At 64.4% G+C, this 23185-nt stretch carries 23 protein-coding genes; 9 read left to right on the top strand and 14 right to left on the bottom strand.

Going from position 1 to position 23185, the window contains the following annotated elements:
* Positions 1-60: 60 nt before the first annotated feature.
* A complete protein-coding gene (locus ACHMXB_RS07105) occupies positions 61-651 on the bottom strand; it encodes a DUF3043 domain-containing protein (protein ID WP_395403995.1) in 591 nt (196 codons plus the stop codon).
* 129 nt (positions 652-780) lie between these two features.
* On the opposite strand from ACHMXB_RS07105, the gene ACHMXB_RS07100 reads away from it, so the two are divergent.
* The 5 genes from ACHMXB_RS07100 (at position 781) to ACHMXB_RS07080 (ending at position 5962) form a co-directional block, all read left to right on the top strand.
* Positions 781-2226 (top strand): dipeptidase, encoded by a 1446-nt coding sequence (locus tag ACHMXB_RS07100; RefSeq protein WP_395403993.1) that lies wholly within the window; start codon positions 781-783, stop codon positions 2224-2226.
* 159 nt (positions 2227-2385) lie between these two features.
* Entirely contained in the window at positions 2386-2775 is a 390-nt protein-coding gene (locus ACHMXB_RS07095) for an iron-sulfur cluster assembly accessory protein (RefSeq protein ID WP_104138470.1), read from the top strand.
* 184 nt (positions 2776-2959) lie between these two features.
* The gene (coxB, locus tag ACHMXB_RS07090) at positions 2960-3832 is read left to right on the top strand and encodes a cytochrome c oxidase subunit II (RefSeq protein ID WP_395403991.1); all 873 of its coding nucleotides are present in this window, start codon (positions 2960-2962) and stop codon (positions 3830-3832) included.
* A 10-nt stretch (positions 3833-3842) separates the two neighbouring features.
* Complete coding sequence (ctaD, locus tag ACHMXB_RS07085; protein WP_395403989.1) at positions 3843-5564, top strand: cytochrome c oxidase subunit I; 1722 nt, start codon at positions 3843-3845, stop codon at positions 5562-5564.
* On the top strand, positions 5561-5962 hold the full coding sequence (locus ACHMXB_RS07080; RefSeq protein ID WP_102974540.1) for a cytochrome c oxidase subunit 4: 402 nt from the start codon (positions 5561-5563) through the stop codon (positions 5960-5962). Before ctaD ends, ACHMXB_RS07080 begins: the two co-directional genes overlap by 4 nt.
* An 80-nt stretch (positions 5963-6042) precedes the next feature.
* Here ACHMXB_RS07080 and ACHMXB_RS07075 read toward each other — a convergent pair whose 3' ends face one another.
* Positions 6043-6336, bottom strand: a complete 294-nt coding sequence (locus tag ACHMXB_RS07075) for an HPr family phosphocarrier protein (protein ID WP_395403987.1) — start codon at positions 6334-6336, stop codon at positions 6043-6045.
* Positions 6337-6521: 185 nt separating this feature from the next.
* Between ACHMXB_RS07075 and ACHMXB_RS07070 the strand changes: the two genes are divergently transcribed.
* Positions 6522-7313, top strand: a complete 792-nt coding sequence (locus ACHMXB_RS07070; protein WP_102974542.1) for a GntR family transcriptional regulator — start codon at positions 6522-6524, stop codon at positions 7311-7313.
* A 156-nt stretch (positions 7314-7469) separates the two neighbouring features.
* Here the strand turns inward: ACHMXB_RS07070 and ACHMXB_RS07065 are convergent, their stop codons facing one another.
* From ACHMXB_RS07065 to ACHMXB_RS07050, 4 genes are all read right to left on the bottom strand, one after another.
* Positions 7470-9140: a cytochrome bc complex cytochrome b subunit gene (locus tag ACHMXB_RS07065; RefSeq protein ID WP_395403985.1), complete on the bottom strand. Its 1671-nt coding sequence runs from the start codon at positions 9138-9140 to the stop codon at positions 7470-7472.
* Positions 9118-10188, bottom strand: coding sequence for a ubiquinol-cytochrome c reductase iron-sulfur subunit (locus tag ACHMXB_RS07060; protein ID WP_111903439.1), 1071 nt, complete (start codon positions 10186-10188; stop codon positions 9118-9120). Before ACHMXB_RS07060 ends, ACHMXB_RS07065 begins: the two co-directional genes overlap by 23 nt.
* A 100-nt stretch (positions 10189-10288) precedes the next feature.
* Positions 10289-11077, bottom strand: a complete 789-nt coding sequence (locus ACHMXB_RS07055) for a c-type cytochrome (RefSeq protein WP_395403983.1) — start codon at positions 11075-11077, stop codon at positions 10289-10291.
* A gap of 88 nt (positions 11078-11165) precedes the next feature.
* A complete protein-coding gene (locus ACHMXB_RS07050; RefSeq protein ID WP_223256984.1) occupies positions 11166-11840 on the bottom strand; it encodes a heme-copper oxidase subunit III in 675 nt (224 codons plus the stop codon).
* A gap of 112 nt (positions 11841-11952) precedes the next feature.
* Here ACHMXB_RS07050 and trpD point away from each other — a divergent pair, with 112 nt between their 5' ends.
* Positions 11953-13011, top strand: a complete 1059-nt coding sequence (gene trpD / locus ACHMXB_RS07045) for an anthranilate phosphoribosyltransferase (RefSeq protein WP_395403981.1) — start codon at positions 11953-11955, stop codon at positions 13009-13011.
* A 93-nt stretch (positions 13012-13104) separates the two neighbouring features.
* On the opposite strand, the gene ACHMXB_RS07040 is transcribed toward trpD, so the two are convergent.
* Complete coding sequence (locus ACHMXB_RS07040) at positions 13105-13386, bottom strand: Lrp/AsnC family transcriptional regulator (RefSeq protein WP_111903442.1); 282 nt, start codon at positions 13384-13386, stop codon at positions 13105-13107.
* Positions 13387-13497: 111 nt separating this feature from the next.
* The gene (locus ACHMXB_RS07035; RefSeq protein ID WP_395403979.1) at positions 13498-13908 is read right to left on the bottom strand and encodes a DUF3054 domain-containing protein; all 411 of its coding nucleotides are present in this window, start codon (positions 13906-13908) and stop codon (positions 13498-13500) included.
* A gap of 97 nt (positions 13909-14005) precedes the next feature.
* Here ACHMXB_RS07035 and ACHMXB_RS07030 point away from each other — a divergent pair, with 97 nt between their 5' ends.
* The gene (locus ACHMXB_RS07030; RefSeq protein WP_395403977.1) at positions 14006-14392 is read left to right on the top strand and encodes a VOC family protein; all 387 of its coding nucleotides are present in this window, start codon (positions 14006-14008) and stop codon (positions 14390-14392) included.
* Between the two features lie 4 nt (positions 14393-14396).
* Here the strand turns inward: ACHMXB_RS07030 and ACHMXB_RS07025 are convergent, their stop codons facing one another.
* From ACHMXB_RS07025 to ACHMXB_RS07005, 5 genes are all read right to left on the bottom strand, one after another.
* Positions 14397-15026 (bottom strand): LysE family translocator, encoded by a 630-nt coding sequence (locus ACHMXB_RS07025; protein ID WP_395403975.1) that lies wholly within the window; start codon positions 15024-15026, stop codon positions 14397-14399.
* A gap of 127 nt (positions 15027-15153) precedes the next feature.
* Positions 15154-16917: a thiamine pyrophosphate-dependent enzyme gene (locus ACHMXB_RS07020; RefSeq protein WP_395403973.1), complete on the bottom strand. Its 1764-nt coding sequence runs from the start codon at positions 16915-16917 to the stop codon at positions 15154-15156.
* A gap of 49 nt (positions 16918-16966) precedes the next feature.
* On the bottom strand, positions 16967-18484 hold the full coding sequence (locus ACHMXB_RS07015) for an amino acid permease (RefSeq protein WP_395403971.1): 1518 nt from the start codon (positions 18482-18484) through the stop codon (positions 16967-16969).
* A gap of 102 nt (positions 18485-18586) precedes the next feature.
* Positions 18587-19519, bottom strand: a complete 933-nt coding sequence (locus ACHMXB_RS07010; RefSeq protein ID WP_395403969.1) for a glutaminase — start codon at positions 19517-19519, stop codon at positions 18587-18589.
* Complete coding sequence (locus ACHMXB_RS07005; protein ID WP_395405169.1) at positions 19516-21114, bottom strand: PucR family transcriptional regulator; 1599 nt, start codon at positions 21112-21114, stop codon at positions 19516-19518. The genes ACHMXB_RS07010 and ACHMXB_RS07005 overlap by 4 nt, the downstream gene beginning before the upstream one ends.
* 190 nt (positions 21115-21304) lie before the next feature.
* Between ACHMXB_RS07005 and ACHMXB_RS07000 the strand changes: the two genes are divergently transcribed.
* Positions 21305-21970: a cyclodeaminase/cyclohydrolase family protein gene (locus tag ACHMXB_RS07000; protein WP_395403967.1), complete on the top strand. Its 666-nt coding sequence runs from the start codon at positions 21305-21307 to the stop codon at positions 21968-21970.
* 429 nt (positions 21971-22399) lie between these two features.
* Here the strand turns inward: ACHMXB_RS07000 and ACHMXB_RS06995 are convergent, their stop codons facing one another.
* Complete coding sequence (locus ACHMXB_RS06995; protein ID WP_395403965.1) at positions 22400-23185, bottom strand: MBL fold metallo-hydrolase; 786 nt, start codon at positions 23183-23185, stop codon at positions 22400-22402.

Raw genomic sequence — 23185 nt, 5'->3', positions numbered from 1 at the left:
CTGTGTTTTACGTCCGGGACCGCCCTCCGGTGGCCTGTGCCATTGGAGGAAAACGAGGAATCAGGACGGGTACTGCCCGCGGCGTACCAGGGGCTTGGGGAGGCGAAGCTTCCGGAACTGCAGCGAACGCATGGTGCCGTACCAAACGGTGCCGCGCTCAACTTCGCCGAACTTTTCTGCGAGGCGTTTGCGGAGTTTGCGGGACAGGATGAACGCGTCCACGAATACAGCCAGGAACATCACCCAGAAGGCCCCCAGCACGTAAATCATCATGTCGCTGTTGGACGGCACCACGAGGGAGACCACCACAAACACCAGGGCGCCAAACATCAGGTACTCGCCCAGGTTGAAGCGGGCGTCCACGTAATCCCGTGCGAACCGCTTCTGCGGGCCCTTGTCGCGGATCGGCAGGAACCGTTCGTCGCCGGTGTCCATTGCCTGGCGCATCTTCAGGCGCTGCTCCTGGGCGGCGGCACGCTCCGCTTCCTTGGAGGCCTTCCGGTCCTCCGGCACGAGGGGGCGCTTGCGGGCCGCTTCCTGTGTTTTGCGCTTGGGCGTGGGCGCGCCTTTGCCCGCTATCGCGGCTGCCTCGGCAGCCTGCTGGTCAACTACATCCTGCGCCGCTGGCGCTTCCTTTTTACGTCCGAACACCACAACAGAATACCTTGGCGGGCTGTGCCCCCGGTCATGCCCGGCTGCCCGCGGCACGCCATGGCGCGGCGTCCGGCGACCGCTGGCGGCAATGCATGTTGTGGCGTGTGACACAGGTAGTGTTTGGCCATGACTACATTTTCCGCGGCGACCCCGCGACAGCACGGCGCCCAGCAATTTGGGGGGACAGCGGCCGGCATCGACACCGATGCCCTGCGGACCGCCGTTGAGGCGGACTTCGACGCCACAGTTGCACAGCTGAAGGACCTGGTGGCCATACCCGGCATTGCCTGGCCCAGCTTTGACCCCGCACCGCTGGACGCCAGTGCCGAGGCTGTCGCCAGCCTGGTGCGGACGGCGGGCATCGGGGATGTCCGGATCCTGCGGTGCGACAAGGAAGACGGCACCCCCGGCGGGCCCGCCGTCGTGGCACGCCGCGAGGCCGCCCCCGGCAAGCCGACCATCCTTCTCTACGCCCACCACGACGTCCAGCCGCCCGGTGATCCGGCGCTGTGGGAGTCCGAGCCCTTTACCGCCGTCGAACGCAACGGGCGCCTCTACGGGCGCGGCGCGGCGGACGACAAGGCCGGGATCATGGCCCACGTCGCCGCCTTCGGCGCCGTCACCAAGGTGCTCGGCGATGAATTCGGGCTTGGCGTGACGCTGTTCTTCGAAGGGGAGGAAGAGGCCGGCTCGCCGACCTTCAGGACGTTCCTGGAAGCCCACCGTGAACTGCTCCGCGCCGATGTCATTGTGGTGGCCGACTCCAGTAACTGGAAGGTGGGCGTGCCGGCGCTCACCACGAGCCTGCGCGGGCTGGTCGACGGAACCATCGAGGTGCAGGTCCTTGAGCATGCCGTGCATTCGGGAATGTTCGGCGGTGCCGTGCTGGATGCCCCCACTCTGCTCTCGCGCCTGATCGCGACGCTGCACGACGACCAGGGGAGCGTGGCCATTGAGGGCCTGGTGAGCCGGGATGAAACCGGCGTGGATCTGACCGAAGAGGAATACCGGGCGGACGCTTCAGTGCTCGACGGCGTCCGGCTGGCCGGCACGGGCACCATCGCGTCACGGCTGTGGACCAAGCCGGCCCTGTCGATCATCGGCTTCGACGCGCCCGCCGTCAGCGTTGCCTCCAACACCCTGCTGCCCCGCGCCCGGGCCAAGTTCAGCCTGCGGCTGGCCCCTGGCCAGGACCCGGCGGAAGCAATGGAAGCAGTGCGCCGGCACGTGGAAACCCACGCACCGTTCGGCGCCCGGGTGACCTTCACTCCGGGGGAGAGCGGCAACGCCTTCCAGACGGACACAGGTTCCTCAGCTGCCGGCCTCGCTATGTGGGCGCTCGGCGAAGCCTGGGGCGTTCCGGCCGTGGAAATGGGCATCGGCGGCTCCATTCCGTTCATCAGTGACCTGACCGAGCTGTACCCCGAGGTCCAGATCCTCGTGACGGGCGTGGAGGACCCTGATTCGCGCGCCCATTCAGCCAACGAGTCGCTGCACCTGGGGGACTTCCGCAACGCGGTGGTGGCCGAGGCCCTGCTCCTGGCGCGGCTGAACGCTGAAGGCCTCCGGTAAGCGGCTGGCTGGGAACAATGCAGGGCCTGTGAGGGTTACGCCTGAAGTTAGAGCTCCGCGCCGGATCGACGTAGCATGTAGCTATAGCCCGTACCGTTTCCGTAGGGGCAGGCACCGTGCAAGCGGGGCAGCCACAACCGTCGTTAGTAAGGTAGGCCAATGAGCACTACGACCAATGAAAACAGCACCGAACCCACCGGCACTGCCAGTGACGAACTGGCGAGCCACGAGGTTCAGCTGACGGACGTTGCAGCAGGCAAGGTCCGCAGCCTCCTGGAGCAGGAAGGCCGCACCGATCTTCGCCTCCGCGTGGCCGTGCAGCCGGGCGGCTGCTCCGGCCTCATTTACCAGCTGTACTTTGACGAGCGCCTCCTTGAAGGCGACGCGGTACGCGACTACGACGGTGTCGAGGTCGTCGTCGACAAGATGAGCGTCCCGTACCTCAGCGGAGCCAGCATTGACTTTGAGGACACCATCTCCAAGCAGGGCTTCACCATCGACAACCCGAATGCGGGCGGCTCATGCGCCTGCGGTGATTCGTTCCACTAAAGGGTCAGTGGCCCTTCCTGAACCTCTTGGCGGCGCCGGTGAAAACCGGCGCCGCCACACGGTGGGGACATGTGGGCGAAAACCTGCGGGGAGCGGTAAGCTCTACACCGAGTAGTAAAACTTTTAGTGTGCCCGGGAAGCTTTTCTCCGCCCTGGCAACAGCAACAAGTAGGAAGGGCCGTCTGTGAGTTCGCAGAACCGAACCGGCAGCCGACGCAAAACGATCACTACGATCACTGGCTTGGCAACTGCCGGCGCGTTGGTTTTGACTGGATGTTCGCCAGAGGTAGAGAAGGGGTGGCTGCCCACCGAGCGTGGCACCACCAATCACACTGACCGCATCATGGACCTCTGGGTCAACTCATGGATTGCCGCCCTCGTGGTGGGCATCATCACGTGGGGCCTGATCGTCTGGTGCCTCGTGGCCTACCGCCGCCGCAAGGGCACCGTGGGTTTCCCGCGGCAGACCAGCTTCAACCTGCCCCTCGAGGTCTTCTACCTGACCATCCCGCTGTTCATGGTCCTGGTGTTCTTCTACTTCACCGACCGTGACCAGCAGGCGATCGATGACCGCTCGCAGCCCGCCGACGTCGTAGTGGACGTCCGCGGCAAGCAGTGGGCCTGGGACTTCAACTACAAAAAGGGCGACGTCGTCACCGAGGACCTCCACGAGGCCGGCGTTCAGGCGCACCTGACGGGTGAAGCGATCGACAAGGAGAAGCTCCCGACGCTGTACCTGCCCGTCAACAAGTCCGTTGACCTGGAACTGAACTCACGCGACGTGATCCACTCCTTCTGGGTTCCTGCATTCCTGCAGAAGAGGGACATGATCCCGGGCAAGACCAACTACATCCGGTTCACCCCCACCAAAGAGGGCACCTACGACGGCAAGTGCGCCGAGCTCTGCGGTGAGTACCACTCCGAAATGCTGTTCCGCGTCAAGGTTGTTTCCGAGTCCGAATTCCAGGCTCACATGAACCAGCTGCGCCAGGACGGCAACACGGGCCTGCTCGGCGAAGAGTATGACCGCAACCCGAACCTGAACGTTACGAAGTAAGGGAAGCGAAGTGGCTACTTACACCCAGACCCCCGGGATCCTTGAGGCTCCCGTAGTTCCCAAATCCAAGGGGCGCATCGTCGTCAACTGGATCACCTCCACGGACCACAAGACCATCGGGTACATGTACCTGATCGCGTCCTTCGTGTTCTTCTGCTTCGGCGGCGTGATGGCCCTGCTGATCCGCGCCGAGCTCTTCGAACCCGGCATGCAGATCCTGCAGACCAAGGAACAGTACAACCAGCTGTTCACCATGCACGGCACGGTCATGCTGCTCATGTTCGCCACCCCGCTCTTTGCCGGCTTCGCGAACGTGATCATGCCCCTGCAGATCGGTGCACCGGACGTCGCGTTCCCGCGACTGAACGCGCTGGCCTTCTGGTTCTTCCTGTTCGGCTCCACCATTGCCGTGTCCGGGTTCATCACCCCCCAGGGTGCTGCGTCCTTCGGCTGGTTCGCCTACGCACCGCTCTCCAACACCACCTTCAGCCCCGGCGTCGGCGGTGACCTCTGGGTCTTCGGCCTGGCACTGTCCGGCTTCGGCACCATTCTGGGCGCGGTCAACTTCATCACCACCATCATCTGCATGCGTGCCCCCGGCATGACCATGTGGCGCATGCCGATCTTCACCTGGAACACCCTCGTTACGGCCATCCTGGTCCTGATGGCGTTCCCGCCGCTGGCCGCAGCACTCTTCGCCCTCGGCGCGGACCGCCGCTTCGGTGCCCACATCTTCGATCCGGAAAACGGCGGCGCCGTCCTTTGGCAGCACCTGTTCTGGTTCTTCGGCCACCCCGAGGTGTACATCATCGCCCTGCCGTTCTTCGGCATCGTGTCCGAGATCTTCCCGGTCTTCAGCCGCAAGCCGATCTTCGGCTACAAGGGCCTGGTCTACGCGACCATCGCGATCGCTGCCCTGTCCGTGACCGTGTGGGCGCACCACATGTACGTCACAGGCTCCGTGCTACTGCCGTTCTTCTCCTTCATGACCATGCTCATCGCGGTCCCCACCGGCGTGAAGTTCTTCAACTGGATCGGCACCATGTGGCGCGGTTCCATCACCTTTGAGACCCCCATGCTGTGGAGCATCGGCTTCCTCATCACGTTCCTCTTCGGCGGCCTGACCGGCATCATCCTGGCCTCCCCGCCGCTGGACTTCCACGTCTCCGACTCCTACTTCGTGGTGGCACACTTCCACTACGTGGTCTTCGGCACCGTGGTGTTCGCGATGTTCGCCGGCTTCTACTTCTGGTGGCCGAAGTGGACGGGCAAGATGCTCAACGAACGCCTCGGCAAGATCCACTTCTGGCTCCTGTTCCTGGGCTTCCACGGCACGTTCCTGATCCAGCACTGGCTCGGCGTCGAGGGCATGCCCCGCCGCTACGCCGACTACCTGGTGGAGGACAACTTCACCTGGATGAACCAGTTCTCCACCATTGCCTCGTTCGTCCTGGGTGCGTCCCTGATTCCGTTCTTCTGGAATGTGTACATCACCGCACGCAGCGCCGAAAAGGTTCAGGTTGACGATCCGTGGGGCTTCGGCGCCTCGCTGGAGTGGGCCACGTCCTGCCCGCCGCCGCGGCACAACTTCACGTCCCTGCCGCGCATCCGCTCGGAGCGTCCGGCGCTGGACCTGCACCACCCTGAGCTCTCCCAGTCACACACCGTTGAGTCGCCGGCACCTGCAGCAAGCGTGCTCGGTAACGCCGATCAGAAGGATGCCGCGCAATGAGAATCGAGTCATGGATTTTTGGAGCAGGAGTTTTCTTCTTCGTTCCGGTTTCCATCATCTACGGCTTCCTCACCAACTGGTCTGAGTGGGTCGGCATCCTGGGGATCCTCCTTGTAGGTGGCCTCGCGGGCATGATCGGTGCCTACCTCGGGTTCACCGGCAAGCGCGTGGGCATGCGTCCCGAGGACCGTGCTGACGCGGAAATCCACGAAGGCGCCGGCGAGCAGGGCCACTTCAGCCCCTGGAGCTGGTGGCCGCTGGTCCTGGGCCTGTCCTGCGCAGCAGGATTCCTCGGCCTGGCCGTAGGCTTCTGGATCGTCTTCATCGCCGGTGGCATGGCACTGGTGGCCCTCGTGGGCTGGGTCTACGAGTACAGCCGCGGAGACCACGCACACTAAGCGTTTCAGTACCAAGAACGACGGCGGGCCCCACCTTTTTGGTGGGGCCCGCCGTCGTTCTTCTTGTCTCTAGTCCCGCCCTAGCTGGCCTTCTGTGACGCCAGCAGCTCGACCAGACCGGACAGCGCCGCCTCCGCTTCACCCAGGCTCTTGCCCGCCGGCAGGGCTGATTCCTTGACTGCAAGTTCGACTTCGCAGCCGTAGTTGAAGTCTGCAGTCATGACCTCGAGCAGGGAACGGGCGTCAACCGCATCGATCCCGTCCTTGCGGATGGTGACCGGAAAGCCTGTCTCCGTGACCGCGCGGACGAACACCGCTGCCGGCCTGGCGTGCAGGCCGATGGCCGCAGAAACGATTGCCTTACGAACGGGCAACTGGACTCCTTCGTCTTGGACAGGATGGCACATTGGGGGAACCCTCCATTGTCTTTCGTATTAGTTCGCCTCTAAGAATATCGGCCCCTGCGCCGTCAATCTTCCCGGGGTCCGGCCCTGGTCTAGACCTGTGGCCGGGTTGGCTTACCCTTGAACTGTGAGCATGCAATACAGGAGCGTCCGCCATGGCGGCTAACGTGGCCGGCATTGCCGGTGAAATAGACAGGACCAGCGGGACGCCGATTTACGTCCAGCTCCGTGAGATCCTTAGGACCTACATCGCGACCTCCTGCCCGCCGGGCTCGGCGCTGCCCTCCGAGCGTGACCTGGCCGAACGTTTCAGCCTCGCCAGGATGACCGTCCGCCAGGCCATCGACGCCCTGGTGGGGGAGGAAGTCATCGAGCGGGTGGTTGGTCTGGGCACCTTCGTGCGGAAACCGAAGCTCGATCTCCAGGTCAAGCTGACCTCCTACAGCGAGGAGATGCAGCGCCGTGGCATGGTGCCGGCCGCCAAGGTGCTGAGCTTTGAACAGATCGCCGCCAGCGCCTTCCTGGCCCGCGAACTTCAGCTGGAGGAGGGAACACCCCTGGTGCGCTTCCGCCGCCTCCTGCTGGCCGATAACGAGCCAATGAGCGTGGATGAGAACTTCATCCCGGCCCACCGGGTTCCAGGGCTTCTCGACGGTGAGCCGCCGACATCGCTGTACAACGTCCTCAGCGAACAGTTCGGCCTGGTCATGGAATGGGGCGAGGACATGATCGAGGCCACGGCCGCGTCGCCCTCCACCGCTCGGCTGCTCAACGTTGAAATCGGCGCGCCGCTGCTGAAGATCCAGCGGCATGCCTTCGTCGCCAGGTCGATGGTGGACTACTCGGTGTCCTACTACCGCGCCGACAGGTACAAGCTGTGGGTGCCGCTGCAGCGGCCCGGCGTACGGCCCACCCGGAACTACGCGTCGGGTTACCGGCAGCAGTAGCCTGGCTGGCTGCCGCTTCCTTCAGCCTCACGGCAGCCCGTTTGGCACCCGGAATGGCATGCAGAAAGGGCCCGGTCCTGTTGGACCGGGCCCTTTCTGTGTGTTGCTTGGGTGAAGCGCTGTTGCCTGGTGGCCTGGCTCTTAGTGGCCTGGCTCCTAGTGGCTCAGGGTCTTCTGTCCCGCGCCGGCTTCGACGGCTTCGTGGTGGCCGTGGCCTGCTTCCAGTTCGGCGGGGGTTGCCGGGGCAACCCTGTCCTCGAAGAACCAGCGGGACAGCTTGGCGCGGCGGTTTTCCTTGCGGGTCACCACACCGTGCTCGTTCGGCTGGGCCGGAAGCGGTGCGAGCGACTCGAAGCCAACAAGCTTGTAGCGCTTGTACTCGTCGAGCGGAGCGTGCACCTCGATGAACTCACCGTGCGGGAGGCGGACAATACGTCCGGTCTCGCGGCCGTGGAGGGCGATTTCGCGGTCCTTGCGCTGCAGGGCCAGAGCCACACGCTTGGTGACGACGAACGCGATGACCGGCCCGATGAAGAACAGCGCACGCAGCCAGTACGTGACGTCGTTCAGCGCCACGTGGAAGTGTGTCGCAATGAGGTCGGAGCTGGCGGCTGCCCACATGACGCAGTAGAACGTGAAGCCGGCCATGCCAATCGCGGTACGCGTGGGAGCGTTGCGCGGGCGGTCCAGGACGTGGTGCTCACGGTTGTCCTTCGTGATCCAGCGTTCGATCCACGGGTAGGTGAACAGCACGGTGAACACCAGGCCAGCCGGAACGAGTGCCGGGAGCAGCACGTTCAGGGTCAGGACGTGGCCGAAGATGATGTATTCGAAGTGGAAGCCGCTGATCACACCGGGCATAAGGCGCAGGGCGCCGTCAACCCAACCGATGTACCAGTCAGGCTGGGTGCCTGCGGACACGGGAGAGGGATCGTACGGGCCGTAGTTCCAGATCGGGTTGATGGTGAAGAACGCGGCCATGAGGGCGATGACACCGAACACGATGAAGAAGAAGCCGCCGGCCTTCGCAGCGTAGACCGGGCCCAGCGGGTAGCCAACGACGTTGCGGTCGTTGCGGCCCGGGCCGGGGTACTGCGTGTGCTTGTGGACAACCACCATGAAGAGGTGCACAACGATCATCAGCAGGATCAGTGCAGGCACGAGCAGGATGTGCAGCGTGTAGAGGCGGCTGATGATGACCGTGCCGGGGAACTCTCCACCGAACAGGAAGAAGGAGATGTAGGTGCCGATCACGGGGATCGATTTGATCACGCCGTCGATGATGCGCAGGCCGTTGCCGGACAGCAGGTCATCGGGGAGGGAGTAACCGGTGAAGCCGGCAGCCATGGCCAGGATCAGCAGGACACCGCCCACCACCCAGTTCATTTCGCGGGGCTTGCGGAACGCGCCGGTGAAGAACACCCGGAGCATGTGCACGGCCACGGAGGCCACGAACAGCAGCGCTGCCCAGTGGTGGACCTGGCGCATGAACAGGCCGCCGCGGACGTCGAAGGAGATGTCCAGCGAGGAGCTGTAGGCGACAGACATTTCGACGTTCTTCAGCGGCGTGTAGGAGCCGGCGTAGTGTGTCTCAGCCATGGACGGATCGAAGAAGAACGTCAGGAACGTTCCTGACATGAGCAGGATGACGAAGGAGTACAGCGCCACCTCGCCAAACATGAAGGACCAGTGGTCCGGGAATACCTTGCGGCCGAATTCGCGGAGGATTCCGGATCCGCCGACGCGCTCGTCGACGAAGTCAGTAAAGCGTCCGACTTTGGTGTTGGCTACGTAGGCGGGGGCTTCAGCTGTTGATGCTGCGCTCATGCTCATCACGCTCCCAGTAACTTGGTCCTACAGGTTCTTTGAAGTCGCTGGTGGCGACCAGGTAGCCCTCATCGTCAACTGCGATGGGCAGCTGGGGGAGCGGGCGGCTGGCCGGGCCAAAGATAACCTTGCATTCCTGGGTCAGGTCGAAGGTTGACTGGTGGCACGGGCACAGCAGGTGGTGCGTCTGCTGCTCGTAGAGGGCAACAGGGCAGCCGACGTGGGTGCAGATCTTGGAGTAAGCGACGATGCCGTTGTAGCCCCAGGTTTCGCGTCCCGCGGACGGGTTAAGCGAAGCCGGGTCGAGACGCATCAGCAGAACGACGGCCTTGGCCTTCTCGTTGAGCTTGCCTTCGTGCAGTTCATTGAGGCCTTCCGGGATGACGTGGAAGGCGGAACCGATGGTGACGTCCGAGGCCTTGATGGGGGTTCCATCAGGGTCGCGGGTGAGGCGCTTGAGCTTGCCGTCAGTCGGGGCCCACATCGTGTGCGCCAGCTTGTCGTCCGGGCGCGGTCCCAGGTCGCCGAAGACGGCGAGGGCCGGCAGGGGTGCCAGTGCCACGGCACCCAGCAGGGTGTTCCGGATGAGGGGACGGCGCTTGATGCCCGTTTCCTCCACGATGTCGTCAACGATGCGGACCGCAGCCTGGCGGTCGTCCTCGGTGCGGATCGCGTGGCGTTCCTCGGAGACTTCGTGGTCCGGCATCAGGGCCTTGGCCCAGTGCACGATACCGGTGCCGATGCCGAGCATGGCGAACGCCGTGCCAATGCCGAGCAGCGCATTCTGCAGCCGGATGGTGGCAATGCTTGAGTCGTCTCCCAGGTCGATGGCGAAGTACGCCACCAGGAAGATCACGGTGCCAACAACTGAGGTTGCGAAGAGAGCGGCAACCTGCCGTTCTGCCCGCTTGGCGGCCTTCGGGTCCGTGTCAGCCAGGCGCAAGCGGTGCGGGGGAAGTCCAGGATCCTGGAATTTCTCCACCTCATGCTGACCAGCCGTAGCTACGGTGCCCGAGTGGTTCGGACTGCCGTCACTATGGTTGCCCATGATTCGCCTCATCCTTCTCTCGTCTCGGCCTTTGCCGAGTTATGTTCAGTTCCAAACCTGCTGTGCAATCAGCAGGACGTTCTTGTTGTGCCTGGTTCGGCTAGGACGTGCGGGACGTCAGCCAGATGGTGAAGGCGATGATGACGCCCAGGCCGGCGATCCACACGAACAGGCCCTCAGAAACAGGACCAAGTGCGCCCAGGTCTGCGCCGCCCGGGGAGCCGTTGGCTTCAATCTGCTTCAGGAAGGTGATGATGTTGCGCTTGCCTTCAGGGGAGATGTTCGAGTCGTTGAATACCGGCATGTTCTGCGGTCCGGTCGCCATTGCTTCGTAGATGTGCTTGCCCGAGACGTCGGCCAGGGCCGGGGCAAACTTACCGCGGGTGAGTGCACCGCCAGCGGCTGCAGCGTTGTGGCACATGGCGCAGTTCACGCGGAACAGCTCGCCACCTTCGGCGGCGTTGCCCTTCTCATCCAGCAATTCCTCAGCCGGGATGGCCGGACCCGCACCCAGCGACGCTACATACGCGGCCAGCTGGTGGGTCTGGGTGTCGTTGAACTGGGCAGGCTTCTTGTAGGCCTGGGGGCCGTTCATCTGCATGGGCATACGGCCGGTGCCGACCTGGAAGTCAACAGCGGCGGCGCCGACGCCAACCAGTGAGGGACCGTCCTGCGTTCCGCTGGCACCCATGCCGTGGCAGGTGGCGCAGTTGGCTTCGAAGAGCTTCTCGCCTTCCTGTGTATCGCTGGCGGTGAACTCTGCAGTGCTGGCTTTGGCCTCGTTGACGGTGGTGGCAACGGCGTACAGCCCACCAGTGAGGAGGAGGCCCATCAACAGCAGGGCTATTGCTGCCAGTGGGTGACGTCGCTTCTGCGAGAGTGCCTTCACGTGGTGGTTCCTTTATTCGATCGTGCGTCGGCTCCATGAGCCGCTTCTTAGAATTCGTTCTCTTGGGAAAGAGGGAGAAAAGTCTTGGCTACTGGAGGACGTAGATGACCAGGAAGAGGCCAATCCACACGACGTCCACGAAGTGCCAGTAGTAGGAGGTGACAATCGCCGAGGTCGCCTCGAAGTGACCGAACTTCTTCGCGGCGAAGGAGCGGCCCATGATGAGCAGGAAGGCGACTAGACCGCCGATGACGTGCAGGCCGTGGAAGCCGGTGGTCATGTAGAAGGCGGATCCGTAGGCGTTCGAGGACAGCGACACGTGCTCCGAGACCAGCATGGCGTATTCCGTGGTCTGGCCGGCAACGAAGAAGGCGCCCATGAGGAAGGTCAGGGTGAACCATTCATTCATGCCCCAGCGGGTGAACTGGAGGGGCCCGCCGCTGCGTCGCGGCTGGAGCCTTTCGGCGGCGAATACGCCCATCTGGCAAGTGAAGGAACTTGCCACGAGGACGATGGTGTTAACGAGCGCAAAGGGGAAGTTGAGCTTAGCCGTCTCTTCCGCCCACATCTGGCCGGAAGTGGACCGGAGTGTGAAGTACATGGCGAAGAGACCGGCGAAGAACATCAACTCGCTGGAGAGCCAGACAACGGTCCCGACGGAGACCATATTCGGGCGGTTCAGCGTGGGGTGCGCAGGGGTACTGGGGGCATGGGTCGCAGATGTCACATAGACATTATGTCTGTAAAACTCCGGCTTGCCCAACGCAAACCGCCTTTTGCGGAGACTTTTTCTACAAAGACGCGAAATCGCGCGGAAAAGTTCCGGGACACGTTCATATTGGTCTTTGCGACGGGCACCTCGATAGCATCAGGAGGTGACTTCACAGGTATCGGCACCGGCGGCAGGCAACACCTGGCCGCGCCTCATTTCGGCACTGTTGAACGGCGAACACCTGAGCGCGGACAGTACTGCATGGGCCATGGACACCATCATGTCGGGGGCTGCCACACCCGTCCAGATTGCCGGTTTCCTGGTGGCGTTGCGCGCGAAGGGCGAGACGGTCGAGGAGATTGCCGGCCTCGTTGACGCCATGGTGTCCCACGCCAATCCCATCTCCATCAGCGGCGAAAAGCTGGACATTGTGGGCACCGGCGGTGACCAACTCAACACCGTCAACATCTCCACCATGGCCGCTCTGGTCTGTGCCGGAGCGGGCGCAAAGGTCGTGAAGCACGGCAACCGCGCGGCGTCGTCGTCGTCGGGATCAGCGGACGTCCTGGAAGCGCTGGGGGTGCGGCTCGACCTTCCCATAGCCGACGTTGCCAGGAACGCGGAGGAAGCGGGCATCACCTTCTGCTTCGCCCAGGTCTTCCACCCGTCGTTCCGCCACACCGCGGTGCCTAGGCGCGAACTCGCGATCCCCACAGCCTTCAACTTCCTGGGCCCCCTCACCAACCCCGCCGGGGTGCAGGCGTCCGCAGTGGGCGTGGCGAACGCCCGCATGGCGCCGCTCGTGGCTGGCGTCCTGGCGCGGCGCGGCAGCCGGGGCCTCGTGTTCCGGGGCAGCGACGGCCTGGACGAACTGACCACCACCGGGCCGTCCACCGTGTGGGAGATCCGCGGCGGCGAAGTGACAGAGCAGACTTTTTCGCCCCGGGACCTGGGGATCCGTCAGGCGACTGTCGACCAGCTGCGCGGCGGTGACGCGCAGGCGAACGCCGCGGTCGTCCGCAATGTCCTGGCCGGGGAAACAGGGCCGGTCAGGGACGCAGTCCTGCTGAACGCGGCGGCGGGCCTGGTGGCGTACGACCTTCAGGCTGACGGTCCGCTCACTGACCGCATGAACCTTGGCCTTGACCGGGCCGCGGAATCCATCGGCTCCGGCGCAGCCGCTGCCGTGCTCGAGAAGTGGGTCAGCCTCTCCCGGGCCTAGAGCTCCGAACAGTCCCAACGCATCAACGACGGAGGGGCCAGGCACCTGCAGGTGCCTGGCCCCTCTGCTGTTGTCTGGTGTCCTCGCGTGCTGCTATTCCTCGAACCCCAGCGCGAAGGCGGCATCGAGGTCGTGCTGTGAGTAGGCCCGGAAGGCGATATGGGTGGTGGTGTGCACGACAGCGGGCACCTTGGACAGCTTGTCGGCAATGACGTCCGCCAGATCCTCATGCTGGGACACGCGCGCGACGGCGATCAGGTCCCATTCCCCGGTCACGGAGTAGACCTCGCTGATGCCGTCAATGGAGGATATCTCCTCGGCCGTTTCGGGGATACGCGAGGCGTCTGTCTTGATCAGGACGAATGCGGTGATCACTGTGAACCCTTCCGGATCTGTTGAGCTGTGCTGCCAGCCTATTACATGGGCGGTCCAGTACACGGGCAGGCAACGGTTGGTTGCTCCCGTGGTGGCGCCGCCCCGCAGGAGTCAGGCGCGGCGGCGTGCGCGCAGGCGGATAACTACGGCAATGATGAGGCGGTAGCCGAGGAGGAATACCGCCAGGCTGAGCAGCGCCACGACCACAAATGGGAGGACCACCGTCTGTCCGGTGAGCGCCCGCAGCGCCATCCCGATGGCAACGGTGCCCAGCCATACCGCCACCCCGGCCGGCCACAGCGCGAGCGGCCGCCGCCAGAGCCGCAGCAGCAGCCAGGTCACGGCTGCGCCGCCCAGGAAAGGCCAGGCTGTCGACAGGACTCCAATGATTGTTTCACCCCGTGCATGTGCGTCCCGGCCGATGGCAGCGAACGTCAGGATGAGGATGAAGTCTGCCGCAGCTGCGGCGGCCGTCAGGGCCGGAACCGCCCGTGTTCCGGGACGGTCTGTTGTGGAAGGCATGTTTCCGAGCCTATCCGTTTTTGGCGGGTCTTGCCCCTGGGGGCATATCCCGTGACGATGTCAGGCAGGAACCAAACGCACGCCTGAAGGAGGCCTGGTGAAGCTCATCCAGATCGCGCAGCACGCCGACGATCTTGACCGGGCGGCAGAGTTCTATTCGAGGCTGCTGGGCAGCCCGCCTGCGGCTGTCTTCGACCCGCCGGGGCTGCTGTTCTTCGATCTCGACGGCGTCCGGCTGCTCCTGGAGCGGGGAGCACCGTCGGCGGTGATCTACCTTGGCGTCCCGGACGTGAGGCGGCGCGTGGCTGAGCTTGAGGCCGGGGGAGTGGAGGTGGTTGGCGCACCGCACGTGATCTTCCATCACGATGATGTACGGCTGGGCCCTGCGGGTGCGGACGAATGGATGGCTTTCATCAGGGACAGTGAGGGAAACACCGTGGGACTGGTGAGCCACGCGTTCGACGGCGGGGCGCCCGCCGGATAGGGCGTCAGGCTTTGCTGGTGGCGATCTTTGCCGCGAAACCCAGGAGGACGACGCCGGCGACGCGGTCCGTGGTCTTGGCCACGGAGGGCGACTGGAGCCAGCGGCGCGCATGGTGGGTTGCCAGAATGATGACAGCGAACCACGCCATCCCCTCGACGTTGTGGACCAGCGGCAACAGCACACCCATCAGCAGCGGCGGCGCCTCCGGCGGAAGGAACTGCGGGATCCTGGCCATGTAGAAAACCCCGACCTTGGGATTCAGCAGGCTGGTTGTGGTGCCCGAAAGCCATGCAGCGCGGGAGCTGGCCGGGCCTGCGGGGCCGGCCTCCGCCGTCGTCCCCGGCCGGAAGCTTCGGATAATCATGGTCACAGCCAGCCAGGCCATGTAGCAGGCGCCCGCGACCTTCAGGACGGTAAAGGCTGTTTCCGAGGCGGCCAGCAAGGCCGAAGCACCGACGGCAGCGGCTACGCCCCAGAAGACGGTACCTGTGCAGATTCCCGCCGCGGTGGCGAAGGCGGACCCGCGGCCGCCGCTGATCGCCGTACGCAGCACGAGCACTGTGTCCATTCCCGGGATCACCGTGAGGAGGGCGGCCACGAGGGCAAACTGCAGGAGGGAGTCGGAAATGCTCATAGTCGATTTTAGGCAAATCATGGGCGAACAGATGACCGTCGATTGGAGGGTGCGTTTTACCGGTAGCACCGGATGGAGAAGGTCTCCGGGGACGACGGCGGGAGGTCCCGCCGTCGTCCTTTTTCTGTCAGGCGGGGGAGCGGTAAGCCTTGACGCCCTGTTCCACCACCAGATGGATGAGGGCGAAGACGCGGTCATCATCGATGGCTGCCAGGGCCGCGTCCAAGGCGGCTGGAACATCCTTGTCCTCGGTGACAGTAATGCCGAAACCGCCAAAGGCCGCGGCCATCATGCCGAAGTCCGGATTCTTCAGCTGGGTGCCGGACACGCGGTGGGGATAGTGCCGCTCCTGGTGGGTGCGGATGGTGCCGTACTCCTGGTTGTCCATGACAATAACCAGCGGCGTGGCACCGTACTGGGCGGCGGTGGCCAGTTCCTGGCCGTTCATGAGGAACTCCCCGTCACCCGCGATGGTGACCACTCGCCGCCGCGGTTCGGCCAGCGATGCTGCGACGGCCGAGGGGATGGAGTAACCCATGGAGCCGTTCCTGGCGCTGACCATAGAAGCGTAGCGGCGGGTGGGAAAGTACCGGTGGGCCCAGTTCGTGTGCTCGCCCGCCCCGAACGTCACCAGCGCGTCCTCCGGCAGTCTGGGCACCAGGTTCGCCATCAAGGTGTCCATCCTTGCCGGTCCCGCCGCGGGAGTGGAAGCGGGGAGCGCGGCAAATGACTCCTGTTCGGCCCTCATCCGCCCTGTCCACGCCTTCCACTCCTCCTTGACTTCCAGGTCGATGCCGGCCAGCTCACGGACAAAGGCCTCCGGCTTCGCCAGGATCTGCCGCGAGACAGGACCCGAACGGCCGCGCAGTGAGGGGTCGATGGTGACCAGAAAGTTCGTCTTGCTCCAGTCCTGCCGGCAGACGAATCCGTCTGTAATCACGTCTCCGGGGACAGTGCCCACGAATACCAGAAGGTCGGTCTCCTCGAGCAGGTCGAAGGTGGGGCGCGGGCGGCCGTACCCGATGGGGCCCACGTAGGACGGGGAGTCAAAGGAAACGGTTCCCTGGGTGCGCCATTCCGCTGCAGCTGGAATCTGGTGCCGCTCCAGCCACGCGGTCAGTTGGTCTGCTGCCGCCTGGGTCCAGTCGTTGCCGCCCGTTACGAAAAGCGGTTTGTTGGACGAGGCAAGCGCGGCCTTCAGGGCCACGGCGTCGCTGCTGCTCATGCCGCCGGCCGCCACCGGGATCGCCGGGTGCAGCGTAGGATCGACCAATTGCCGGATGATGTCTTCCGGCAGGCCCACCACCACGGGTCCTGGGCGGCCACTCATCGCGGCGAACATAGCCTCGGCCACGATCTCTGATGCCCGCTCCGGGTGGTCAAGGACCATGACGCGCTTGGCGCCGGTATCGAACCAGGCTTTGATGTCGAACTCCTGGAACGCCTCACGGTCCCGGTGCGCGAACGGAATCAGGCCCACGAACAGGAGCATCGGCGTCGAGTCCTGCCAGGCCGTGTGCAGTCCCACGTGCGCGTTGGCTGCGCCAGGTCCCCGGGTAACCATCGCCACCCCCGGCAGTTGGTTCATTTTCCCGTCGGCCTCGGCCATGTACGCCGCCCCGCCCTCGTGCCGGCACACGATGGTTTCCATCTCAGAGCTGTGCAGGCCGTCCAATACGTCAAGGAAGCTTTCACCGGGAACCACGTAGGTGCGTTTCACGCCGTGGGCTGCGAGCGAATCAACAATCACATGCCCGGCGGATTTCAGGGCCGCGCGGGAGGGTGCGGTGCTGCTCTCGCGGCCAGTCTGCTGGAGCTTTTGGTCATAGAACTGCCCCAGATCGGAAGGGACATCGGTTGCTGTCAAGGGGGACTGAGACTCTGGTGTCATGAGCTTTCTTTGGTTATTGGTGGGCGGTTGTTTGTGAAGATGGGGATATCTATCTGAGGGGCGTCGGGTTGGCGATGACGGGGGACATGCCGGTGAAGCCTTCGCGGGCTTCGGCGATCTCGTGGATGCGTTTGCGGCAGGCGTACCAGCCGGCGGTCATGAGGGCGATGGCGATGAGGGTGACCAGGAGCGTGAGGGGTGAGTCGATGAAGACCATGACCAGTACGCCGGTGAGGAACAGCAGGGAGAGGTAGCCGGTGTAGGGGGCGCCGAACATCCGGAAGGAGGGGCGTTTGAGCCAGCCTTTGTCTGCCCAGCGTTTGAGTTGGATCTGGCACAGGACGATGGTGGCCCAGGTGACGATGATGCCCACGGAGGCGATGTTCAGGACGATCTCGAAGGCCTGGGAGGGGACGAGGTAGTTCAGCGGGACGCCGAGCAGGGAGACGCCGGCGGTGATGGCGATGCCGCCGTAGGGGACGCCGGCTTTGTTCATGCGCTGGGCGAACTTGGGGGCGGAGCCGGCCACGGACATGGAGCGCAGGATCCGGCCGGTGGAGTAGAGGCCGGCGTTGAGGGAGGACAGGGCGGCGGTGAGGACCACGAGGTTCATGATGACGTCCACGCCCTGGATGCCGATGGAGCCGAAGAACGTCACGAAGGGGCTGACGCCCTTTTGGTAGGAGGTGAAGGGCAGGAGCAGGGCCAGCAGGATGACGGAGCCGACGTAGAACACGGCGATGCGGAAGACCACGGAGTTGATGGCCTTGGGCATGATTTTTTCGGGGTTTTCGGTTTCGCCGGCGGCGGTGCCGACGAGTTCGATGGAGGCGTAGGCGAACAGGACGCCCTGCATGAGGATGATCATGGGCAGGATGCCGTTGGGGAAGATCCCGCCGTTGTCGGTGATGAGGCTGAAGCCGGTTTCCTGGCCGGGGACGGGGGTGCCGAAAATGACGAAGTAGGTGCCGATGAGGAGGAAGGCGACGAGGGCGGCGACCTTGATGATGGCGAACCAGAATTCCATTTCGCCGAAGACCTTGACGGAGACGAGGTTCAGGCAGAGGACGACGACGAGGGCTGTCAGGGCCCAGACCCACTGGGGTACGTCGGCCATCCAGGGGATGTAGTTGCCGAAGAAGTTCATGTAGAGGGCGGCGGCGGTGATGTCCACGATGGTGGTGGTGGCCCAGTTGATCCAGTAGAACCAGCCGGAGACGAAGGCTGCTTTTTCGCCGAAGAATTCGCGGGCGTAGGAGACGAACGAGCCGGACGAGGGCCGGTGCAGGACCAGTTCGCCGAGGGCGCGCAGGATCAGGAAGGCGAAGAAGCCGCAGACGGCGTAGGCGATGACCAGGGACGGGCCGGCGGCGTTGAGCCGGCCGCCGGCGCCGAGGAACAGGCCGGTGCCGATCGCGCCGCCGATGGCGATCATCTGGATCTGCCGCGGCTTCAGGCTCTTGTGATAGCCCTTGTCCTCGGCATGAAGAAGGTTCTCCGTGGCATGCGAATGGTGCGGGACAGCCTGATGCACAGCAACCTCGTCGTTGGGGTTGTCCTGAGGCATGTTGTTCCTTTCGATCCGGAATAGATCTGACCGGTTAGGGGGAATGTGGTGGAGGAAGGGGTGATCGTCTGAGCCGGCGCGGGGGGACGGCTGGGCAGTACGTTAGAAGACCGACCAACCTGTGCGGTCGGAGAGATCGGCGAGTGCAGCGGTGCCAGCAAGGGAATTTCCTTTGGCGTCGAGCCGGGGACTCCAGACGCAGATGGCACAGTGACCGGGAACGATGACCAGGATGCCTCCGCCCACGCCGCTCTTTCCGGGCAATCCCACGCGGTAGGCGAATTCGCCGGCGGCGTCGTACATGCCGCAGGTCAACATAATCGACCCGATGCGTTTCGCCTCGCTTCGGGACACGACAGTTCCATAGGCTCCGCGTCCGTCATTGGCGAGGAAGAGGCCGGCCTTGGCCAGTTCCACACAGGTCATCATGATGGAGCACTGGCGGACGTAGTTTTCCACCACGGCCTCGGCGGACTGCCGGAGGTTGCCGAAATTCTTGAGGAAGTGGGCCAGGGCCAGGTTGCGGCTGCTGTTGGAGAGCTCACTGGACGCGGCCGCCGCGTCGATGAAAGGCCCTGCCTGTCCGGTCTCTCCGGTGAGAAAGCCCAGGAGCGCGGCGGCGGCGTCGGGGGTCTCTTCCATCAGGTGGTCGGTGACCACCAGGGCGCCGGCGTTGATGAACGGGTTCCGCGGGATGCCGTGTTCCACTTCCAGCTGGACCAGGGAATTGAAGGCAGTGCCGGAGGGTTCGCGCAGCACCCGGGACCACAGTGTTCCTGAGCTGTCCCGGCGGAGTGCCATGGCCAGCGTGAACACCTTGGAGATGCTTTGGATGGAAAAGGGGACATCCGCGTCACCCGAGGCAAAGACGTCCCCGGCTGCGGTGGCCACAGCTATTCCGAACCGGTTAAAGGGAACCGCTGCCAGGGACGGGATGTTGGCCGGGACAGAGCCGGCTTCCCTCTGTGGCCTGTGGGTGCGGACGATGTCATCGAGCATCGGTCCCAAAGGCGGAGCATCGAGTGTTGTGGTCATTTCCTGCCTTGAAGTTCGTTGTGCGTACAGGCCCACTCCTGGACATGCAGCAGCGCCACCAGCGCATCGCGGGGCTTGCCGAAATCCAGGCCGGTGACCCGGGCGGCCTTGCTGATCCGGTAGTAGACGGTGTTCTTGTGCAGTGCCATGCGTTTGGCGCACTCAGCGACGTCGAGCGAGGAGTCGAAATATACGCGCAGGGTTTCCGCGAGTTCGGCGTCGTCCTGCAAAAGGGCGGACAGGCTCCGGTGGCGGAAAGACGAGGACACGAACCGCCGGAAGGCGTCCTGGAATAGGATTTCAGGCTCGAAGTCAGTCACTGTGGCTACGGAGGTGTCAGGGGAGGCGCCGATGCAGTCCAGCAGGGCTTCGGTGATGGGGGTGACCGAGTGGAGAGCCAACAGATCGGGTGCCACCGGGCCGACGGCGGCGAAGGGGCTGATGCCCAGGTGCCGGCTTGCGTCCCGGACGATCGATTCGGCCAGGCTCCGGAGCCCGGGTTCCGCGGCAGCTGACAGCAGACCTGGAACGATGACCGCAGTGTCGCCCTTGAATTGCCCGACGACCGCGGACGCCTTGTAAGCGGCGGCGTGGATGGACGCCAGGCTGGCGAGCTCGCCGTGCTTCAATGCGGCATCGTCGGCCTGGGTGTCCGCGCGGGACATTCCTATCAGGATCAGTGCGGCGGGGCGCTCCACCGGGATTTTCCCGCTCCGGGCACTCGCAGCGGCCTCCGCGGCGCCGGACAGAATCCGGGCAATGCGGTCCTCGCGCATGTGCACGGACTGCTGATTGCGATAACGGATTAGCTCGGCGGAGGCCCGGGCCGCGGATCCTGTGAGCACATAGTCAACATCGGCGGTGAAGCCGTCCCCGGTTTCCTGTAGCCAGATGTAGCCCATGATCCGGTCACCGGCGAACAGGGTGATGGCTACACGTTCCCTCAGGCCGTCCTGCGGCCTGGCCGGCACACGCACAGGGAGCCGGGTTCTGTGCAGTTCCCGGTAGGCACCGAGGTCCTTGAGCAGCAGTTCGTATTTCCGCGGGCCGCGCCGGGCCAGGATGGACGCCGTCCGCAGTTCGTCGATGTCGTTCGAGACCGTGGAGTAGGCCAGAACCTTGTTTGCGGCATCCTCAATAACCACATGGCTCGAGGTCAGGCGTGCGGTGGTCTGGGCGATGGCAAACAGGTCCTCTTCCAGCAGCGTCAGCACTTCACTCTGGTAACTGCGCGGCTGGATCCGGTCCTTGGCGATCGACAGGAGCCGGTCCCAATCGGCAGCCGGGTCCACCAGCAGCAGCCCGGTGCCCGCGGCGCCCAGCAGTTCCTCGGCGTCAGTTAGCTCTTCGCGGCTTCCCTTGACCGCCACAACAGACGGCGGGTTCGTCAGGAGCCGGCGCAGCGCCGGCAAAGCCGAGCGGCCACGGGCGCCGATCAGCAGGACAAAGGCTGCACCGGCGTCGGGCGTTTCATCGTCGGCATCGACGATCAGGAACCTTTCGACTGCCGAGCGCTCGGGGGCCGGCCGCATGATGAGGGTGGCGAAACCCAGGGGGAAGTCCGAAAGGATATCGTCCACCGTAACCGCGGCCATGGTTTCCTTCTGCGTCGATCCGTCCGGACGGCTCTGTCCGGTCACCTCATGGTATCGACCGGATTTCCCCCGAAATATGTGACGGAATCCAAACGGGGTTGCCGCTTTTCGGGTTCCGGCCCAATGCGCCCGGATTTTCCGTTCACGCGGCTAGCCCTGATCGTGCTCCGGCTTAGGGCAGACTGGTGCCATGAATGATGATGCGATGGCGGTTACGACACAGCGTTCGACAGTTGAGGACTGGACGCAGGCGTTGGCGGAATCCGTTGGTTCCCCTGGCGGCGGCGCCGGTGCGGGCGTGATGCTTGCCATCGCCGCGTCGCTGGCATCGATGGTCGCCGGGTACACGGACCCTGACGGGGACCAGCGGCAGGACCTTGCCGCTGTTCACGCGCGGGTTCGCTCGCTCCGGGAAGCTGCCCTTCGGCTGGCCGATGAGGATGCTTCAGCGTCCCAGGCTTTCGGCGCCGCCTTCCGGATGGATCCGGGGCCGGAGCGGGAGGATGCGATACGCCGGGCTTCCGTGGACGCCGCCAAGGCCTCTGCCGTACTCGGCGAGCACGCCATCGGTGCCATTGAGGACCTTGAGTGGCTGGCGTCCAACGGGAATCCGGCGCTTGTTGCCGATATCGTCGTGGCATTCGGGGCCCTGAGGGCAGCGGTGACCGGGGCGCGGACCAACGTGCGTTTCGACCTCGCGGCGCTCACCTCTGCAGGCCGAACGCCCGAGCAGATCCGCGAAGACCAGCCGGCCCTGTGGTCCACCGTCGAAAATCTTGACGCCGCAGTTGACCGGATCGACCGGCTGACCGCTGAGGTGAATCACCGCTCCGCTCCTGCTGGCTCCGGCTCGTAGGACGCAAGGCGGCCCGGAAGCGGGCGGGCGGTATGGCCACGAGCAGTCGGGGAGTCATCCGGCCGGGTCTGGTTCCGACGCAGGGACAACAGTGTGACCCAGCGCTGAACCGAACAGTTCGCGGGGCTCACACCCTGAGGCCCGTATCCAAAACAGTTCCCCGGAAGGCGTGACAGTTTCCACGTAGCCGACGCGGATGACCGTTCCTGCCTGTTCCACCCTGACCTTCGTCCCTACGAGGTCGCGCGCATCATGTGTACTTCCTGAAACTGTCCCCGGCGTCACTGTCGGTGGCTCCTCGTATTAGAACGGCGTCGGCCTGACCCTGCAAACAGCCCAGACTGAATAAATGAACAACATTCATTTTATGCGACGGTGGCAGGTTTTCATAGCCGGGATGTGCGGAGTGGCCCAGGCGGCTTTACGGCTTCACAGCCTGGAGGCGGGCGCCGGGCCGCGCAACGCTGCGAGAGCGTCCGCCAAAGGCATCCGGAGGGCAGGGCCGTGGCCCGGCAGCACCACAGCGGCGTCGGTTCCGTCCAGGCGGTGTGTTTCCGACAGCGCCTGTGCGGCGTCGGTGTGGAACGTGGGGTGCAGCATCTGCGGTCCTCCTTGCCGGCTCAGCGGATGGCCGCTGACGAACGAGTCACCCACCGCTATCGCTCCTGCGGCAGGAAGGAGGATCGCGGCATGGCCCGGTGTGTGCCCTTGCAGCAGAACAGCCTCAGGCTTGCCGGGAAGGCCACTTAGCGTGCCGGCGCTCCAGGCCTGGGCGCCGGTTGCCGGCTTCGCCTTGAGGGCTCCCGCTTTGATGACGTGGGCCATCCAGCGGAAAACGCGGGGCCGCCAGGCGCGGACGATGACCTGGCCGAAGGTGACCTGGTGCTTTTCATTTCCTTGAACATGAGCCAGCTCTTCCGCCGCACACAGGATGGGGGTTCCGTAGGTTTCGGAGAAGTAGGCCGCTGAGCCGGTGTGGTCGACATGGCCGTGCGTGATCAGCATGGCCCGGGCGTCGGCGGGCCGCAGGCCCATATGGCGGATGGACTCCAGCACCAGGAGGCGGTCGGCGGGATATCCGCTGTCGATAATCATGAATCCACTGTCGTCGCGTACTACGATCCAGTTTGACGCGGGCCCCTCGACAAAAAAGACGCCGGGGCTCGGTTCCGATGTGCTGGAGGAGGGCTGCCCCCTGGTGTTCTGCTGCTTCAC

Origin of the sequence: Arthrobacter sp. UC242_113, assembly GCF_044054585.1 — a bacterium.
Taxonomy (GTDB): Bacteria; Actinomycetota; Actinomycetes; order Actinomycetales; family Micrococcaceae; genus Arthrobacter.
The sequence above is the reverse complement of the archived record's forward strand: the minus strand, read 5'-3'. Positions and strand labels throughout refer to the sequence as shown.